Annotated in this window: 15 protein-coding genes; 3 read left to right on the top strand and 12 right to left on the bottom strand. The window is 44.2% G+C overall.

The features are described 5' to 3' along the window. Positions 1-118 precede the first annotated feature (118 nt). Entirely contained in the window at positions 119-304 is a 186-nt protein-coding gene (yppF, locus tag BMZ22_RS00290; protein ID WP_090079845.1) for a YppF family protein, read from the top strand. Between the two features lie 33 nt (positions 305-337). Here yppF and BMZ22_RS00285 read toward each other — a convergent pair whose 3' ends face one another. The 3 genes from BMZ22_RS00285 to BMZ22_RS00275 form a co-directional block, all read right to left on the bottom strand. Further along, positions 338-1840 (bottom strand): alpha-amylase family glycosyl hydrolase, encoded by a 1503-nt coding sequence (locus BMZ22_RS00285; protein WP_090079843.1) that lies wholly within the window; start codon positions 1838-1840, stop codon positions 338-340. 106 nt (positions 1841-1946) lie between these two features. Beyond that, the gene (locus tag BMZ22_RS00280; protein WP_090079841.1) at positions 1947-2954 is read right to left on the bottom strand and encodes a FecCD family ABC transporter permease; all 1008 of its coding nucleotides are present in this window, start codon (positions 2952-2954) and stop codon (positions 1947-1949) included. Beyond that, the gene (locus BMZ22_RS00275) at positions 2951-3970 is read right to left on the bottom strand and encodes a FecCD family ABC transporter permease (protein ID WP_090079837.1); all 1020 of its coding nucleotides are present in this window, start codon (positions 3968-3970) and stop codon (positions 2951-2953) included. The genes BMZ22_RS00280 and BMZ22_RS00275 overlap by 4 nt, the downstream gene beginning before the upstream one ends. A gap of 211 nt (positions 3971-4181) precedes the next feature. On the opposite strand from BMZ22_RS00275, the gene BMZ22_RS00270 reads away from it, so the two are divergent. Continuing rightward, positions 4182-5138 (top strand): ABC transporter substrate-binding protein, encoded by a 957-nt coding sequence (locus tag BMZ22_RS00270; protein WP_090079835.1) that lies wholly within the window; start codon positions 4182-4184, stop codon positions 5136-5138. Between the two features lie 192 nt (positions 5139-5330). On the opposite strand, the gene BMZ22_RS00265 is transcribed toward BMZ22_RS00270, so the two are convergent. After that, entirely contained in the window at positions 5331-5696 is a 366-nt protein-coding gene (locus BMZ22_RS00265; protein ID WP_090079832.1) for a YisL family protein, read from the bottom strand. Positions 5697-5900: 204 nt separating this feature from the next. Between BMZ22_RS00265 and BMZ22_RS00260 the strand changes: the two genes are divergently transcribed. Further along, on the top strand, positions 5901-7097 hold the full coding sequence (locus tag BMZ22_RS00260) for an ornithine--oxo-acid transaminase (protein WP_090079829.1): 1197 nt from the start codon (positions 5901-5903) through the stop codon (positions 7095-7097). 111 nt (positions 7098-7208) lie between these two features. Here BMZ22_RS00260 and BMZ22_RS00255 read toward each other — a convergent pair whose 3' ends face one another. The 8 genes from BMZ22_RS00255 to addB form a co-directional block, all read right to left on the bottom strand. Beyond that, complete coding sequence (locus BMZ22_RS00255; RefSeq protein ID WP_245745100.1) at positions 7209-8345, bottom strand: DUF418 domain-containing protein; 1137 nt, start codon at positions 8343-8345, stop codon at positions 7209-7211. Between the two features lie 157 nt (positions 8346-8502). Beyond that, positions 8503-9060, bottom strand: coding sequence for a hypothetical protein (locus BMZ22_RS00250; protein ID WP_090079823.1), 558 nt, complete (start codon positions 9058-9060; stop codon positions 8503-8505). A 3-nt stretch (positions 9061-9063) separates the two neighbouring features. After that, positions 9064-9699: an SCO family protein gene (locus BMZ22_RS00245; protein ID WP_090080596.1), complete on the bottom strand. Its 636-nt coding sequence runs from the start codon at positions 9697-9699 to the stop codon at positions 9064-9066. Positions 9700-9823: 124 nt separating this feature from the next. Further along, on the bottom strand, positions 9824-11503 hold the full coding sequence (locus BMZ22_RS00240; RefSeq protein ID WP_090079821.1) for a cbb3-type cytochrome c oxidase subunit I: 1680 nt from the start codon (positions 11501-11503) through the stop codon (positions 9824-9826). A gap of 12 nt (positions 11504-11515) precedes the next feature. Next, complete coding sequence (locus tag BMZ22_RS00235; RefSeq protein WP_090079819.1) at positions 11516-11977, bottom strand: cytochrome c oxidase subunit II; 462 nt, start codon at positions 11975-11977, stop codon at positions 11516-11518. Positions 11978-12098: 121 nt separating this feature from the next. Next, positions 12099-12248: a cytochrome c oxidase subunit 2A gene (locus BMZ22_RS16705; protein WP_143069937.1), complete on the bottom strand. Its 150-nt coding sequence runs from the start codon at positions 12246-12248 to the stop codon at positions 12099-12101. A 216-nt stretch (positions 12249-12464) separates the two neighbouring features. Further along, a complete protein-coding gene (gene addA, locus BMZ22_RS00230; protein WP_090079817.1) occupies positions 12465-16187 on the bottom strand; it encodes a helicase-exonuclease AddAB subunit AddA in 3723 nt (1240 codons plus the stop codon). Next, entirely contained in the window at positions 16187-19675 is a 3489-nt protein-coding gene (gene addB, locus BMZ22_RS00225) for a helicase-exonuclease AddAB subunit AddB (protein ID WP_090079814.1), read from the bottom strand. Before addB ends, addA begins: the two co-directional genes overlap by 1 nt. Between the last annotated feature and the right edge of the window lie 274 nt (positions 19676-19949).

The following is a 19949-nucleotide window of genomic DNA, read 5'->3' as shown; positions in this document are numbered from 1 at the left end:
TAAATTTTTCTGCACCGACAATTGATCAAAAAATAATCTCAGCGTTCATGTTGCTCGCGTGTTCAGCATATATTTTCGGTAGGACAGCCTATAACGGGAATATTAAAGGGGGAGTCACGTGAGTATATTTGAACTTATCACGATCTTTGAAACTGACCGGGAACGGCCGCCGGAATCGATTGATGCTTTACTCGATTTTTACCAGCAAAAATACATTGCAGGCGAGATTGACATCCTCGCTTATCGAAAAATCTACCATTACCTTCACCGGCAAGGGGCTGTATCCTCGCATGAATTTGCATAATAAAGGTATCAAGAAAAAGGCGGAAACTGTGCATTACGCCTCAGCTTCCCGCCTTTTTTGCTTTCTTGATAAATAAATAACACCTGCAACGAATAATAAGAATATGCCGGCAATCGGGGCAACAACAACCCAATTAATGCCTGTTTCCGGTTCGACAACATAGACTTCAGATGTCTCCCGCGGCAGCCCAATATTGATTACCCCTTCACCATTATCCCGTGCGAGATTATCGCCAAGCAGACCGTCCAACTGTTTACCGGCTTCAATGGTATCAACTTGAATTACCTGTGATTCAGTATCATTATTAATTGCAACGTAGACAGACTGCCCTTCATATGAACGCTTAAATACACTCATCGCTCCGCTCGAGCCCACTAATTCATAGTCACCGTACTTTAAAGCAGGGAATTCAGAACGCAGAGCGGCAATCCGATTTGTAAATTGTTCCAAATCATCATCAGCACTGTTCCACTCGACCAGCTTCTGACTTTCAGGAAAATCTGTGCCACCCATCGGAATTTCAGTTCCCTGATATATCAGTGGTGCACCCGGCGCCGTATACAAATACGTTAACGTAAGTTTCCATGTCGTCAGTGGTTTCCGGCCATTTTCCAGAGCTTTTTGCGTAAAACGTTCCATATACGGCGTATCAACATAATTTAAGCTTTCCGGACTATGATGACCTTGATTGTTTTCATATATTTGAGTAAGCGGTGTCCCAGCCTCAGCAAACACATTTGTCACCGGCTGAAACAGCTCAGTATTTTCTGTCGCTTGAATAGCTGTCTTTTCAGTAAGATTGCCATTGTATGATTCATCCTCAAGAACATCACCCAGTAGATAAAATTCAGGATTATTTTCCCGAAGCGAGGTGGTTAAATCGTTTAAAAAACCGGTATCCGCCTGATCGGCCGCATGAAACATATAGCCATCAATCCCGGCTTCCTCAATCCAATAGTCCGCTACATCTTTCATGAAATCGCGCACTTCCGGATTCCCTTGATTCAAACTGACCGTCTTATCAGCCCACTGGAAAGACGTATCAGACCCATTATTTTCTTTAAACCAATCGCTTTTAGCAGGGTCTTCTGTCATTGGGTGCGTTTCGGAAGCATAATTCGTCACAAATTCGAGCACAACTTTCATATCACGGCTGTGCGCTTCTTCCACCAGTTTCTTTAAGTCACCCATTGTCCCGTATTGCTCATCCACTTGGTAAAAATCTTCAATCCAATACCCGTGGTAGCCGTCTGATGCGTTTTGCATAATCGGTGATAATACCAACGTTGTATAGCCATATTCCTTCAGATGATCAAGTTTGTCGATAACCCCCTGAATATCTCCGCCGTGATATGTTAACGGATCGTCAAGGTCGACCTGTTTATCGAGGGTTGGGTCGCCGTTATTAAAACGGTCCACCAGAATATCATAATAGATTTCACTGTTTACAGCCGCTGTCTCTTCTGCCGCCGAGACAGGTATTGTTAAAAAGGACCCCAGCATTAAACCCGCAATAATCATTGTTAAATGTTTCATATATGTACTCCTTCATATGCGCATGATGTTCTTTTTCTATTATTAACTTTTAATTCCGATAGTCAATGCTGATTGGCATATTGTTGAAAATCATTCATAATTGAATTCATTTTTCCTTGATTAATAAATATATAAAATATGGCGTACTAAGAATCGCGACAACAATCCCCACAGGTATTTCCATCGGTGTTAACAAATTTTTTCCAATCGTATCCGATACCATTAAAAGCAAGCCGCCCATTAATGCTGATATCGGAATCGTATATTGGTGCAGTGGTCCAATAATTCTTCGGGCAATATGTGGTACAACAAGTCCCAAAAAGGCAATAGCGCCACCAGCCGCAACACTGGCGCCCGCCAATGCCACGGCTATAATTAAGAGTATGCGCCGATCACTTTCCACGCTTGACCCGAGTCCTCCAGCAACATCGTCCCCCAGATTCATAATATTGAGGGTATTTGATTTTTGCAGAGCATAGGGCACAAAAATCAGGATCCACGGCAATAATGCAAGTACAAACGTCCAGTTAGCATTCCATATATCACCGGAGAGCCAGACAGTGGCCTGGCGAAAATCCTGCGGGCTCATCTTCAGCTGAAGGATAGCCAATGCCGCAGAGAAACCTGCATTAATACCTATTCCGACGAGCACCAGCCTGATTGGATTAACACCTTTTTTCCACGCGAGTACGTAGATTAATAACGCTGCAAACAAGGCACCTGCTAATGCAAATAATGGCATGATAAAAAAAGAGAGCACACTGTTCATTGAATCCTGTAAAAAAAATATAAACAACACAACAGCAAACCCTGCTCCGGTATTAATACCTAAAATACCCGGTTCGGCCAAATCATTCTGCGTTATACTTTGGAGTATCACCCCGGAAACCGCCAAACCAATGCCGATTAAAAGAGCTAAAATAATTCTTGGCAGGCGGAATTCAAATAACACCAGCTCCTGCTGATCTGTCCCGTTTCCCAGCAGTGTTTGAATAACTTCCTGAGGGGAAATATTAACGACACCTGTTCCAAGCGTGATAAAAAACATAACAACAATTAACAGCATGAGTAACGCAATTATCCCTGTCATGCGTCGCATCTTGCGTGTATTCATTCGTTACCACCCCTTTTTGCTCCCCGGGCAAGATAAAGGAAGAAAGGAACGCCAAGAATTGATGTGATTGCACCAACCGGCGTTTCATATGGGGCATTAATCATTCTTGAAACGACATCCGACAACACAAGCAATAATGCTCCGAACAACGCAGAAACAGGAATAACCCACCTGTAATCTGTCCCGATTATAAAACGGGTCATATGCGGAATTATAAGCCCAATAAAGCCAATGGCACCTGCGACAGACACAGCCGCCCCGGTGAGTAACAATACGGTCAGTATGCCCATTATTTTAATGAGTATCGTATTTTGTCCCAACCCTGCAGCCACTTCTTCTCCCAGGTTAAGCACGGTCATCGATTTGGAAATGATCAGAGCAATCAGCATACCAATAACGCCTGAGATAAGCAGAATTCTGTTGGACGTCCAGTCTGTTCCGGCTAGTCCGCCCGCCATCCAGAATCCCAGCTGCTTTTCCAGTTGAAAATGAAGTGCAATGACCGATGAAAGTGAGCTTAACAACGTACCGATCGCCACTCCTGCCAGCGCAAGTTTAACCGGAGTCAAGCCGCCAGGTGAAAAAGATCCGATCATGAAAATCAATATAACGGCAATCCCGGCACCTGCAAATGAAGCAATCGTCATCCCAAAGTTAGATACTGCCGGGTAAAACGCCATCACCACGACAAGCGCAAACGCTGCTCCATGGGTCACCCCCATTATCGAGGGTGAGGCAAGCGGATTCCGGGTCAATCCTTGCATTACTGCCCCGGAAACCGCCAGAAAAGCACCTGTCATTACGGCCGCAAGCGCTCTCGGTAACCGTAACTCTTGAATGACCTGATGAGATGTAAGGTTTTCGTTAAAATTAAAGACTGCCTGCCATACAACCGAAAGATGAATATCAGCGGCCCCAAATGAAACAGAAAAACCTATGGAAATTCCCAAGGCGATTATTGTCAAAAAAACGATTATCAGTTTAATAAACTTTGAATGCTGAATAAATGAAAACATAATTTACTCCCGCTCATTCTACATTGATTTCTTTCTCGTTTAAAATCACGAAGAATCTTTGCTAAACCGGGCCGGAAAAACATAAATATGTAAACACAATTGACTCCTTGCTTCTTTCCACCCCTGTCGCTTGTCAAAAAAATTGACGCATTAATTGAAAATGATTATCATTGTCGGTAGTAAACTATTATAACATGGAGGTGACTTACATATGCGACAACGAAACACATCAAGCTTTCTTGTAATCGGTTTATTATTTTTGTTAACAGTACTGATGACAGCCTGCGGCGACAATACGGACAGTAATTCCAGTGAACAGAGTAAGAATCAGAATTCAGACGTGACCATGAATAGTGCTAAGGGAGAAATCACCATCCCCGGAGACGCCCAGCGTGTCCTTGCTCCGTTCCATGAAGACGCGTTGCTTGCACTGGATGTTAAACCGGTTGCTAAATGGGCGATTGGGCAAACGGTCCAAGGCTACCTCGAAGATCAGATAAAAGAGGTTCCAAAGATCGAGTGGAATATGCCCCAGGAACAGGTGCTAAAACATGAACCTGATTTAATTATTTTAGAAAATGGTACAGACAGTTATGAAGGATCTTATGAAGATTACCAAAAAATCGCTCCAACATACATCATGACCGAAGAAACGACTAATGACTGGCGCAAGCAAATCGAAACATTCGGCAAAATGTTTGGCAAGGAATCGCAAGCAGACAAAGTCCTGAACCAATATGATGCGAAAGTTGCCAAAGCCAAAGAAACATTAAACAATGCCATCGGCGACGAAACAGTCGCAGCCATTTGGGCTAAAGGCGATCAATTCTTTTTATTTGAGCAAAATCGTCACAGCGCAGAAGTCCTGTATTCCGAACTTGATATTAATCAGCCTGAATTGGTCAAAGACCTTGGCAAAGCTGAGACGCAATGGAACCCGATTTCCCTGGAAAAATTGTCTCAATTAAAAGCTGATCATGTATTTCTTTTGGCAGAAGAAAATGAACCGGGACTGCAAACACTTAAGGACAGTAACGTCTGGCAAAGTACACCCGCGGTGGAAAATGGAAACGTTTATACGATAAATGAATCAAGTAACTGGACAAATAAAGGATTAATTGCTTCGGAAAAAACGATTGATGACCTGCTTAAAGCACTGGCGGAATAATCCTTTTCAATTATAAGATAAGACATGGATGAAAACAGGAAATGCAACTAATCACAACACGACCTAAGCGGATGACGTGCATGCCGCTTAGGTCGTTTTTTCAACGAGAATATATGGTTTACGCCCCGAGAAAGACATTACAACTTTAAAAGGATTTCCCCTGAACAGAGAAAACCCTGAAGCCATTTAAGCTTATGGCAAAAACCCAAAACCTAATCGGCCAAACCCTAAAATTAAAGTCAAGAGAACCGCTATGACAAGCTGTATCCACCAGCTCTTAGTCGGCTCTTCCCTGCCTGATTTCAGGCTGATCATTTCCATGGCAAAAATAGCCCATATGCCTGCAATCCCTTTGAAGATTGCTTCACCCATTTGGGCACCGTTGAAATAAGCCGCGAGCAAGTCACCGCCTGAATATAAAATTAACAAGTAATCCAGCCGAAGAATCATTTGAACGATTTTAGCCGCTTTTGCTTTACCCGCTTTATTGAGAGCGATCACAACGATAAATAGAATGAATGCCAAAACCCATGATGTCACATGCAAGTGCGTATTCATTACTGTTCCTCCTTGAATCATACATTTACGTGATTAAAAATTATTCAAAAGGGAAATAGCCTTTCTGAACAACTGCAATATCGTAACATCTATCTTAACACGTCATACTAAGAAAATCATTTGAAAATTTATTGAACGGAAGTAAATTTAAATAAAAACTGTTATACTAATGAGTGAGTCGCATTTTTTATTCGGAGGGATACTATGGGAAAATCAAGTCAGGAAATTATTGATCAGACGCAGGAGTACGGTGCTAAAAATTATCATCCGCTCCCCGTCGTCATCGAAAAAGCAGAAGGTGTCTGGGTCGAGGATCCTGAGGGCAATCGTTACATGGATATGCTCAGTTCATACTCTGCTTTAAACCAGGGCCATCGTCATCCGAAGATTATTGATGCATTGAAAAAGCAGGCAGATAAAGTTACCCTGACCTCCCGTGCGTTTCATAACGACCAGCTTGGTCCATGGTATGAAAAAATATGCAAACTGACGAACAAAGAAATGACACTTCCGATGAATACCGGCGCAGAAGCAGTTGAAACGGCGATTAAAGCCGTCCGCCGCTGGGCTTATGACGTTAAGGGGGTTCCTGAGGACAAAGCCGAAATTATCGTAGCTGAAGGCAACTTCCACGGTCGTACAATGACCGCTGTTTCCCTCTCGTCAGAAGAAGAATACCAGCGCGGTTTCGGACCGTTGCTTCCAGGTATCAAAACCGTTCCGTATGGTGATATTGATGCATTAAAAGAAGCTATTAATGAAAATACAGCCGGTTTCCTGTTTGAGCCTATACAAGGCGAAGCAGGCATTAATATACCGCCTGAAGGGTTTCTAAAAGAAGCTTATGATGTCTGTGCCAAAAACAACGTCTTATATGTAGCCGATGAAATCCAGTCAGGCTTGGCACGTACCGGCAAGATGTTTGCGTGTGACTGGGAGGACGTGACCCCTGATGTGCTGATCTTAGGTAAAGCGTTAGGCGGCGGTGTTTTTCCAATATCGTGCGTTGTTTCCAATAAAGATATACTCGGTGTCTTCAACCCCGGCTCGCACGGGTCAACTTTCGGCGGCAACCCGCTCGCAAGCGCCGTTTCACTCGCGTCGCTTGAAGTTCTTGAAGAAGAAAATTTAGCTGATCGCTCGCTGGAACTGGGCAACTATATGATGGATGAGATGAAAAGCATCAGTAACCCGAAAATCAAAGAAGTTCGAGGCAAAGGGTTGTTCATCGGTGTGGAAATGACCGAATCAGCGCGTCCGTACTGTGAAGCTTTAAAAGAACGCGGGCTGCTTTGTAAGGAAACACACGAAAATGTCATCCGCTTTGCTCCGCCGCTCATTATAGAAAAAGCCGATCTTGACTGGGCCATCGATCAGATAAAAGAAGTGTTAAAAGGATAAAACACGGAAATCCCCTCAAGGCTGCTCCAACAAACGAGCAGCCTTTTTCATGGGAGTTTCCCAGGAAACGCTGGATGTTTGAATACTCGGGGGAGATTGCCGGTAGAAGCTCTAATTCCTCTCACGCAATGGCTGTCTTTGTCGATATGTCAAACTTCGCCACAGCCATTCAAGCGGACCATAACGAAACCTGGCAAGCCACCATTTACTGAAAAGTATTTGCGCTGTGTAAACCAGCACAACTACGCCCATGGCTTCCACCGGTCTCACCGAACCGTACAGCCCAAACCCTATTCCATAAAATAAAACAAAACATATAAGCGACTGCAGAATATAATTGCTCAAGGACATACGGCCGACAAAACTGAATGGCTTCAGCAGCTTCACCCCAAACCTGCGCTGTGCCAGCAATGTAATCGTAAACAGATAAAACAATGCCGACGCCGAGCCGCCTAGATTATCCTGTGCATAAGAAAACCAATCCGGATTGCCGAACACATACGGCCCCGCTTTCAGCACAACAAAGAAAAATAAACTGATCAGCCACCCCTTCATAAGTTCCTGTTTGAAATCAGCCGGGCGATGGAGCCAGCGTTTTTTGCCTAAATACATCCCGAACAAAAAGAGCGGCAATAAAGTCGTCCCCAAAAGTATATAGGAAAAGACGCTATTCGAATACAGCCAGTCGTTTAAGTTCTGGCCAAGGATTGCACCCAGATCATTACTGGCATAATTTTCCTTGGCAAGACGAATCTCGAATGTATTTGCCGTACCAAGTAAATCCCTCACATTATAAAGCATCAACGTATATAAACTGACACTAACCAAGAGGATAAGCGATCCCCAAGCCAAGATTGTTTTTTCATCATGGAATACAAAAGCTGTGAAAACCAGCCCGATGATTCCATAAGACAACAAGATATCCCCATGCCATATTAGAAATGCATGCACCAGGCCAAACCCGATTAGTATAAAAAGCCTGCGGTATAGAAACGGTTTGACGGCAATGGCTTTTTCTTCGAGCCGTTCTTTTAGTATTTGCAAACCAAACCCAAAGAGGATTGAAAATAATGTATAAAAACTTGCCTGAAAGAATATATCAATGATGACTTGCACAGCTTGATCAACTTGATTACTCCAAGCTTCCATCCCACCCCCGTATAAAAAGTACGGCGCTGAGAAAGCACCGATATTTACAACAAAAATCCCTAAAATGGCAAACCCGCGGGAAGCATCGATCCACATCATGCGTTCAGATCTCTTTAGTGGTGCCGCCGTCTGCATATTTTTCACATCCCTCAATACAGCATAAATAAATTATAGGAAAGAAGGACGTGCAAATGCCAACAAAACCATCTGATCATATCACAACGAAAAACACCTCCTGACCTTAATCAAGAGGTGCTTATTCATATTGAGAATGGTCAATGAATATCAGTTGCAGAACATAAATCAGCAGAAATACGCCAAAAAACAACGAACCCCATCCAACTGTTTGCTGTTCAACTTGAAGATAATTGTTGCAAATTTGGCTGTCGGCACCAATATAAATCCACGCCATAATTGAAAACATGACAATGAAAAATACAAAAACAATTTTCTGCCCGAACGAACCGATTTTCGTCCAGCTATCTCTAAGAGCAATCCCTGCGAGAAACGGCAGGCTGATAAACTTGAATATTTCAACGAGTTGGATTGTAAGCGCCTCGTCCATTGAGCGCGGAATCATCCAAAAACTCCATATAATCACGAATAATAGAATACCTGGGACACCATTTGAATTCCACTTCCTGAAAAAGCCCGGAAATTTAATTTGAAAGAAACGCGCCATCAACAACCCTGAAACAGCCAATAGCGTCATCTGCATATGCATATGAACAATCATCACTGATTCCATAATGGCAGCAACAGGCGGCAAGGCAAGAAAAATAAATAAGAGCAATCCATAAAATGCCTGTTTCATAGCTTACACACCTTCTTCACTGTTAAGCGTTTCATTTACTTTATCCGCCGCTTCATCAATGAGCGTGTAGTCCATCATTTCCAGTAAGTGACCGGATTTTCCTATAAAATAAAAGGCGCTATTGTGCGTGAAGTCACCTTCACCATCAGGAATAACAATGACACCCAAATTATCCAGTAAGGTATTCAGCTCACTTTCATCGTTAACCCTGGCCATCCGCCACGTTTCACCGTCACTGCCGAAATATGATCGGTATTTCGATAATGTGGCAGGATCGTCCCGCTCAGGGTCGAAACTGATACTTAAAAACACAATATCTTCGCCAATATATTTATCCGGAACTTGCTCATACACTTGCGCCATATTCATTTCCAGCTGTGGACAGACAGTTGTACAGTTCGTGTACATAAATGTGACGAAAACATATTTTCCTTCAGCAAATTCTTTAAATGAATAAGTTCGTTCCTTACTATCTTCCAGCGTTACATTCGTAAAAGCAGGCTGGTTTTGATTAATATCATAAGTTCGGGCACTTTCAGCCGTAAAAGCTTGAAAACCATCTGTGCCATTATAAAAAAGCACAAACCCAAAGACTAACACGATAAAGACGGCAATTGTGCTGTGGCCATTTTTGATTATTGTGATCACACCCTTAACAAGCAAATATGAGGTCGGAACCGTTTATGGTTAGCAGACCTATAGCAGATTTACCTGAAACCCGGCCGAAAGACAACTTTCAGCCGGGACCTTCCCCTTCAGTATTCTACCATGTCTTAATTGGAGGAGACCCTGGAGGTGCGTTGACGACGAAGTCTACAATCGGAACAACGTAAGCCATTGCAACAACCATCAGCAGTAAGATAATCCAAAGACTCCAGCGCTCAGTCCAAAATGGTGTCTTCTCTGCCCCTGCTTCTTCTTCACCGACAGGGAATTCGGTTTCGCCTTTTGGCGCGAAAAACATCATATTGAATACCGCATACACTTGAATAATGACACCAACCAGCAGCAATGTTGCACCGAATGCCATGACATATTCGTACGGAATCCAGCTTAAAGCTGTCTCGTGCTCGCCGTATGTTGTATACGATGTCCGCCGTGGGTCACCCAAAAGACCAACTAAGTGCTGTGAACCTGACATAAGAAGCATACCAACGGTCCAAACGATTGTTTGAATGATACCTAAACGGTTCATCTGTGGTGTCAGCTTGCGTTTTGAGATATACGGAATCAGCCAGTAACAGATACCGAAAAATGTCAGAACAACCGTAACACCTACTGTGATATGGAAGTGCCCCACAACCCATAATGTATTATGAACAACCTGGTTCATCTGGTTACTTGTGTTAATCAAGCCGCCTGCACCGCCAGGAATGAAGGCAATCATAGCAATCATTGGTGCCAGGAAACGAACGTCGCCCCACGGCAGCTTTTTGAACCAGCCAAAGAGTCCTTTGCCGCCTTTTTTGCGTCCAGCCCGCTCAAATACTGCAAACATTGCAAATGCAGTCATAAGTGATGGGAACGCTATTGCGACACTCATGAAGACGTGCAGGAATTTAACCGTTTCAGAGATACCCGGATCGATAATTTGGTGGTGAAACCCGCCCGGAATATTCAAGATGACCAACAGGATAACAACGACTCTTGCCAATTTATCACTGAAAACTTTTCCATCGATCAATTTTGGTACAGCTACATACCATGCTGATGTTGCAATCAGATACCAAACGTTAACTAACGTGTGTCCAAAGCTCCAGAACAGTGTCCGGCTGACCATAACATTGATCGTTTCCGTCAAGCCCATTGACCACGGAATCAGCATAAAAACTTCTACCGTTACGCCGAGGCTTCCAAAGAACCAAAGGATAAAAATCCCCATTGTGAAGAAAGCAAAGAGTGGTGTTACTTCACCTTTGTGATTTTTACGCCAGTGGTTATAGTTAATAAATACACCAAATGCACAAGACCAGATACCAAGGACAACAAAGACTAAACCAATATAAAATATAGGTGATGCCGCCATTGGCGGATAGAATGTGTACAGTACCGATGCTTCATTCATAACAATTGTTGCAACAACCAGGGCTGTGCCAAACAGCATCAGTCCGAGTCCGGTCCAGGCCATTTTCCGTACTTTAGGAAGCAAGCCGCCTATCGTATGCGAAAAACCGGCATATAAATAACCAATTGAGAACGTTGCTGTAAAGATTAGAATTAATAAAACGCCGTGTGCGGTCAAAACCTGATAGTAGTTCAGCCATGATGGCAGCTGCAAAAGGCCGCCGCGTTCAAGACCCTGTAATAATCCTAAAAGTCCGCCAATGAGTAATGTTATAAAAGCTACTGAAATATATACTTTTGAAATCTTTGCGTCCTCAGGATTAACACCCAAGGCTTTTTTCGGGTCGTCTTTAATAATTTCTTTCAGTGGTTTCGCCATATGATCACTCCTTTACTTCACCATAATTTCCGTTGACATCAGCTGATGCCCGGTTCCGCAGTATTCATTGCACAATACGAGATAATTGCCCGGTTCTTTAAAGGTGTGCGTGATTTTCTGTATATGCCCTGGCATAACCATAGCGTTAATATTGGTACCGGCTACCTGAAATCCGTGGGTAACGTCTTTTGATGTCATCGTGAACGTCACCTCTGCACCCGCCGGAACTTCAATTTCGTTTGGCGTAAAACTAAATGCCTGAAGTGTCATTACGACTTCGTATTCATTTTCGCCTGTTTCGTAGACGCCAGGTTCATCAAATGGTTCTGTTTCATCAACTTTCTGTGGATCAATTGTTTCCTGGTGACTTGGCGGACCCATTCCCAGCGCAAAAGCCTGATAACCTACAATAACCATAAATAGTACTAAAACGCCCGCACTTACGCTAAGCCAAATTTCCTCTAAACGATGCATGTCATTCCCTCCCTATGATAAGGTCTGAATTTGCTTAATTATCGGATGTTCCCCGTACTTGCAGGTAAGGAGATCTCCATCGATTGAATCAGGGACTTAATGAATATCGAGGAATGCTCGATTACACCCGGTCCATAAACAGCAGAAAGACTCCCGCCCAAGAAGCAATGAGAAAACCCGCGAGAAGCATAACAGATGCAAAAGTTCCCTTTAACGACTTTTCGTCTTCATTATGTTCTTGTTCAGGTACGTTCTTTTTGACGTCCTCCATGTAAATCCCCCTCCTTGTTTAACTGGCTATGGTTATATCTTATTCAGTTTGAGGCTCTGTCGAAGTGAACTAAATCACACGTAAAAGTGATTTCTGCAACAGTCTTAACAGGTTGACACTTTTTCCAGGTTAAAAAAAGCCAAAACCCTGATATATCAAGGTTTTGGCAAGCAGTTACTTAGCATTACTCTGTAACAAATTTGTCATATATTTAAATCAAAGATTCATTTCCAGCTGACGATCAAAGAAATAAAGATGAGCTGCTGTGACAGGTTCTTTCCAGATTGATTCCAATGCCTGTTTGTAAAGTTTTATTTGTACTTCATAACGCTTAAGCAAATTATGCTTTTTCGCTTCAGTGAGTTCACCAGTGATGGCATCTGTTTTATAATCCAATAATATCCAGCCATCTTCACCGGGGATAACACAGTCAATCACACCTTGCACAAGCACGCGTTCATCCGTATCGCTCGTCCAGTTCGCATAGATTTCTGATGCGGGCAGCGTTAAACTGAACGGCACTTCACGATAAATAACCCGCGCATTTATCACCATTTGACCGATGCTGGTCGTAAAGAAGGCTTCAACAGCTGGTATCTCAATCGCTTCTGCTTCCTGTTCCGTAAGTAACTCACGTTCAACGAGTGATTCAACAAATTCTTCAATTTCTGTTCCGGAAAGAGGCTTATCCAACGGGAGATGCTGCATAACGGTATGCATCGCGGTGCCTCGCTCTGCAGCTGTTATCGTCTGTTGTTTTTGCATAAAGGCAGGCCGTTTTATAATCGGCTGCCGAAAGCCTTGAACAAGCTGGTCATCGCTGTATTCATCTTTTATTTCACGCTGCCGCTTAATTTCAGTCACGGTCTGTTTAGCACGGGAATGTGCAGCTTCATGATACGGGTAGACATAGGATAACCGGTTGTCAACAGCTTTATGATAAACATTATCCTCTAAATCCAGCTCTCGCCAGTTCACAATGTTTTCCTTCAGTTCGCCCGCTTCACGCGATGGCTCTTCATCCAAATTCGCGTAGTAACTTCCATGGATCACTGACACATGCCACTCAGACGGGTCAACTTGAATCGCATCAAGCACCTGGTCAGAAACCTCCATTGAACGCAATGGCGCATTGGACTGGTGGCGGATTAAAGCCGGGCCGACCCAGTCCAAATATGTTTTCGATCCCGAGCGATAGTGCGCGGGGAGTACCCAGTCAGCATGATGCATAATCTGTTCCCACTTCGCTTGTTTTTTGGCGAAAGATGCGACATTGCCGACCATCAGCAGTTTTTCTTTTGCCCTCGTCAGCGCAACATATAAAACCCGCATTTCTTCAGCCAGCATTTCACGGCGCTTTTCTGCTTTTATCGCATGATAAAACAGTGTTGGATACATAATCCGTTTAACAGGATCGATAAATTTACTGGCAAATCCAAGGTCTTTATGCAATAAATAGCGCGCGCTTAGGTCTTGTGTATTGAATTGTTTGTCCATTGCGCCGAGAATAACGACAGGAAATTCGAGCCCTTTGCTTTTATGAATGGTCATAATCCTTACAACATCTTCCTGTTCACTGAGCGCCCGGGCGGCCCCAAGATCGTCGCCCCGTTCTTCCATCCGTTCAATAAATCTCAAGAAACGGAACAGCCCGCGAAATGACGTTGATTCATAGCCGCGAGCACGGTCATAAAGCGCCCTTAGATTAGCCTGGCGCTGACGGCCGCCGGGCATACCGCCGACAAAGTCATAATAACCGGTTTCCCGATAGATTTGCCAAATAAGTTCCGACAGTGCGCCCTGCCTTGAAGCAAGACGATAGCGTTCAAGCTGAGTCAGAAAATTTCCGGCTTTAACGGCTGTATCATTATTATATTGCTTGTAATAGGCTTTTAACGCATCATAATAGTTTCCATGTTTGTCAGCCAGTCTTACCTGCCCGAGTTCTTCCTCATCCAAACCGACGATTGGCGACTTTAATACAGAAGCAAGCGGAATATCCTGCCTCGGATTATCAATTACTTTCAGCAGATTAATCATGATTCTTATTTCCATTGCTTCAAAATAGCCCGTGGAAAGTTCAGCATAAACAGGGATGCCCTGCTTCTTCAATTCATCCATAATGGCAGGTGCCCATGTCATCGATCGGAGCAATATCACAACATCCCGGTATTGCATATCCCGTTGGGCATCGGTTGTTTTATCATAAACCTGGAGCGGTTTTTCGTCCTTCTTCCCTATCCATTTTTTAATTTTTTCAGCATAAGCCCGGGCCTCAAGCTGCGCCTTCTCCAAATCTTGATAATTTTCTTCTTCCGGTGAGACATCCTCTTTTTCTTCAGGTGCCTCGCGGTCGATAATGACAAGTTCAGGTTCCGGTTCCGGATGCGGGAGTGCATCATACCGGTTGTTGGCATAAATCAGCTCAGCGTCTTTGTCATAATTTATTTCACCAAGCGTTTCATCCAAAATCTGCCTGAAAACGTAATTCGTTCCTTTCAAGATTTGTTCTCTGCTGCGGAAATTACTTGCGAGATCGATCCGCCTTGCCGAAAGTTCTTCACTCGCAAATCGTTTATATTTATCAATGAACAAGGATGGTTCAGCATGACGGAACCTGTAGATGCTTTGTTTGACATCGCCGACCATAAACATGTTCCCCGGCCCGTTTGAATCGCTTATCATTGTCAAAATTGTCTCCTGAACAAGGTTCGTATCCTGATACTCATCAACCAGGAGCTCTGTAAATTGATTCCTTAAACTGATGGTGACATTGGACGGTACCACATTTCCTTCATCTGACGATTCGTCCATTAAAAGCTCGAGGCAAAAATGTTCTAAATCGGAGAAATCCACGATCCCGCGTTCGCGTTTCTGCTCGCTGAAACGTTCTTTGAACTGCTTCACCAATTCAGCCAGTTGTCTGATGACGGGAGCCAGTGTCTGCATATCTGCCACATGGCTTTCCAAGTTGCGACTGAACCAGTTTTTTTTCATTTTTTCCCATCGGTCTTTATAACTTTTTCTGAGCGTTTTGACACTATCCTGTTTTGCTTCATCACATTCAACAGACTTACCGGATAACCTTCCAAATGAACTTGACGTCATAAACGCCTGCAAATCACGCCAGTTTGTTTGCCTGGCTTTTGCTTCGTGCACTAATTCAATATCAGATTCAATGGCTTCAGCGTAATGATAAGGGCCGTCACTTGCCCGTGTCAGTTCCATGGCGAGCTGCATCTCCTGATTGATAGCATCCAACTCATTCTGCACTTCATTTTTGATAATTTGAAGCCAGCCCAAATCGTCCTCTTCCCAGTTTTCCGGCACGTCATAGGCATCTGCCAGCCTGTCGAGCCATTTGACCGGCCAGGGATTTTGCATGGCAAAGTTATATAATTTGAAAACAAGTTCCTCAACATCGGCATCACTACGGTCATTGGAAAAACGGTCAACGACTGAAAAGAAATTTTCCTGCTGCTCAGCATCTTCTTTCCCGTACCATTCTTCAAATAAGTCATCGATCACTTCCTGCTTGATGAGATCGGCTTCCATATCGTCTGCAATCCGAAAGCCCGGGTCAATATCAAGTAGATAGGCGTACTGTCTGACAATATCAAGACAAAATGAATGCAATGTGGAAATTGAAGCACGCTGCAAAAGTGATAATTGTTTTTTCAAATGGATGGAAGAAGGATCTTCTGCCAACCGTTCCTCAAGTGCCTCCGCCACACGGTTGCGCATTTCCTGTGCAGCTGCATTGGTGAAAGTCACCACCAGCAACGAGTCAATATCCACCGGGTTTTCTTTTCGAACAAGTTTTTGGATGATCCGCTCAACAAGGACCGCAGTCTTTCCTGACCCGGCAGCTGCAGCAACAAGAACATCACGCCCATCAGTATAAATCGCTTCTTCTTGTTCGGTTGTCCAGTTGACCACTATGATTCCTCCTTATGACGCAGCATGTCCAAAATTTCCTCATCCTTCATATCGGTCAGTTTGCGGTAGTTATTCTCTTCCAATGTCGGATCAAACTGACAAACTGACCGGAATGAGCAAAACGTGCATGCTGTCTGCTGCTTATGCTGATAAGGGTTCAGATGTACACCGCCTGAAGTCATATCCAGTCCTGCTTGCATCATCAAATGGTGAATATGGTTTTGAAGACTTCTGAACGTTTCCTGATCGGCAATCCTGGAACCTTTTCGGAAATCACCGTCTTTTTTCAAGCCGGCCGGTATGATGTCGCTCACGCCTGATTCCAGCGAGGTATCCATTTGCCTGATAAGCTCTTGATCAGACAACAGCAAGCCTTGCATCTTATATTTTTTGAATAATTTCTTTTCAATTTCGTTATCTGATAGATTCATAGCGTCAGAAAGCATCGGATTGTGAACATGGAAATAAAGAACGCCTGCCGGGCTCGCTTTCACCCCGAGCCATTGTTCAGACTGGGACAGCACAACATCAAGGTATGCCAGCATTTGAAGCGCCAGCCCGTAATATACTTCTAAAAGACTCAAGCCCTTTTCGCTCGATTTATAATCAATAATCCGCAGAAATAAACCCTCAGCACTTTCCGCTTTATCGACCCGGTCGATACGTCCGCGCAGCATCAGTTCATAGCCATTCGGAAGTTTTAGTGAAACCGGATCGAGAGTCTGTTTATCCCCAAATCCAAGCTCGAGTCCAACCGGTGAAAACTCACTTTGCCGTGACTGTTCACTTAAAATGTGGGTGGCGCGAGTGATCACGTCCTGCAGCTTTTTCTGGATATACTTATAGCGGTTTGAACTGTGCAAAATCTGATGCTGCAGGACCGGCGCCAGATTTTCAACGGCCTGCCGGGCATAGCCGGCACTTTCCTGTCGCGTTAGTTGAGCAAAGTCCCTGCCGTCAGCCTGGATCCATTCGGTAATCTTTTTCAGTGCTTCATGGAACAGTTGGCCAATATCCGGGGCATCAAGCTTATACGTTTTTCGTTCCTGAAGATTTAAGCTGTACTGGGCAAAATGCTGATAGGAACAGCGATAGTAAGACTCAAGCCTTGATACACTCGCTTTCACCTGTTGCGGATAAAGCGATTCGGTCGTCTGTTTGCTCAGATTCACCGGCAGATTCTGATAATACAGACTCTGCAGAATCGTATAAGTGGTACTGTACTTTGCATGATGGCGTATGTACCAGTCGAGCACGTACCACCACACCTTTTTAACCGGATAGCCTTTTGCACTGCGGGCCAGCTGTACAGTGAGCGCTGCCCTCGTCTTAAGCGGGGTTGTGATAAAACGTTCAGCATCAAACAGTTCATCAGGCTCTTGCAGCAGAAGATGATCACAGCATGAAGGGAATAAGTCTTCCACCCGCTTAATCAGCTGGGATGGCATTTTCGATTTACCTTCTTCATCGCTCAGCGGGTAACTGACCCATAAATAGTCGTTCGCTGAGGTAAATGCGAGATACATATAAAACCAATCATCCAGAAGCTGACGCTCGCTGCTTTCAGCAAGCTCCAAACCCTGTGCGGCAAGCCGCTGCCGTTCCTGTTCATTGATCATGCCCTCGTCTGCCGCTTTCATCGGCCACGTGCCCTCGTTCACACCGAGCAGAAATGAACATTTCATTCCACTTATGCGCGACCGGTCAATCGTACCCACAATCACATGGTCAATGCTTGGCGGTACATGGGCGAATGTGAGTGATTCAAAACCAGCCTCAACAGCAGAGCGGAATGTTTCCAGGGACATTGTTTCATTTCCCGCCATTTCAACTATCTCATCAAACAGCTGAATAACAGCATTCCATACTTGTTCCTGTTCGCGTGCTTTTTCAAGTTGACCTTGTTCATCAAACGTTTCCCGCATCTTTTCAAGTCTGGTCGGAACGCCAAGTTCTTCAAGCAATGTATACAAAATTTCACAGCGTTCACTTACGGTCGCAGCTTTCCGAAATGCTTTATCAAATCCTCCTAAAGCCCGAACAACTTGTTTCCGGTATGCGTTAATCCGCTTCTGTGTTTCTTTTTCCGCATCGGTCTGCGCCGACCGGTCAAAACCGGCAAATCGCTGAAAAACCCAGTCCTCATCACTCATCCACTGCGAACGTGACCGAACGCCGTATTCAAGCACGTAATTTTCAAGCTCATCAATACCGTCATTATCGAGCGGATGCCGGGAATCCGTTATTGGAATGAATCCTGTTTTCAACACGCGAAACACCGCATCGTATCGCCAATTTCCATCCACCACATCCATAATCGAACGGATAAATTCAATCAGCGAATGATTCAGCATACTGCGCTTTTCATCTATAAAAACAGGAATATCATAATCATTAAAAATCGTGGCGATTAAATCATGATAAACATCAGTCTGGCGGATAAATACAGCTATCTCCTGAAAGCGGTAGTTTTCTTCTCTTACGAGGCGGAGTATCTCCTGAGCCGCGCCTTCCACCTCTGCACGCGGGTGGACTGCTTCAGCTATCTGAATCGGCACTTCACCGTCATAAACAGGGGCAGGCCTTACATCAAACTGCTGTTCAAGATGCGTAAAATAGGGACGGTTATGCAGCCTGCCGTCTTCCGGTCCGAGTATGAGCGTTTCATCTATCGGAACTGCATTTTCATGAGCAATCGCCTGTAATTCACGACACGTCTCTTTTGTCTGGTAAAAGAGATCCAGTTCGGACAAGCTGGCGTCATTTAACGTGTCCGTTGTCAATGCTACCGTTACCGAACGGCATTTTTTCATCAGTTCTTCAACGACGAGGAGCTCTTGCGGTGAAAAACGATGAAACCCGTCTAAATAAATGTCAGCATCATCCAGCAGCGGCGCGTGCTTTATTTTTTCTGCAAGCAGTTGAAGCTGATCCTCACTGTCCACATATTTACCTTGCAGCACGCGGATTAAATTGTCATAGATGTAAGCCAAATCATTTAACTTACCTTCCAGTGCTGCTTCACCAGGTTCTTTATGAACAAACTGCTTCATCTGTTCGATTTGCATATAAAGCATTTCCGGTGTCACACGGTGACGTTTAAATTCTGTTATCATGTTTTCAAGCTGCTCCAGGAACCCTTGCTTTTCAAGCGCTTTTTGAAAAACGTGCCAATCGCTTTCTTTTTCGGCAATAATTTTGCGGAGCATCATTTGCGTGCCGACAGAGCTGATAAATTGCTTTGTAGCCCCGCCTGTTTCCTGCATCACCCGCCAAGCCAGGCGGGAAAAGCTGACGACCTGAGCCCGGATGCTGCCAGTGATGGCGTCCTGAAACAGCGCGTATTCACGCTGGAACGTCATTTGCTCCGGTACAATATAAAAAATCGGTGAGCCTTGCGGGTTTTCCGCGAGTTTTTTCCGGATGTCGTTTAAAACCCGTTCACTTTTTCCCGCGCCGGCCCTGCCTAATAAAAATCGGACTCCCATTTATCCAGTCCCCCCTTGAAATTAAAGACTGTTTTATAACATTAACTGATGTTAAAACAAGACTGTTTTCGCATAGATTTTGTTATCTGCTCCGCACTGGATGTAAACTGCGAACCAGTGAAAATTCTTCCCTTCTTAATTACGGTAAGTATTAAAAGTCGCTCCGGCAATATACTTCGCTTTCCATGGGCACGGCCTCAGCCTCCTCAGAAAGCAAAGACCGCTTTCTTGCGGGGTCTTCGGACACGTGCTGTTCCCATAGGAGTCTGCGTAT

Origin of the sequence: Lentibacillus persicus, from assembly GCF_900112705.1 — a bacterium.
Taxonomy (GTDB): domain Bacteria; phylum Bacillota; class Bacilli; order Bacillales; family Amphibacillaceae; genus Lentibacillus; species Lentibacillus persicus.
The sequence above is the reverse complement of the archived record's forward strand: the minus strand, read 5'-3'. Positions and strand labels throughout refer to the sequence as shown.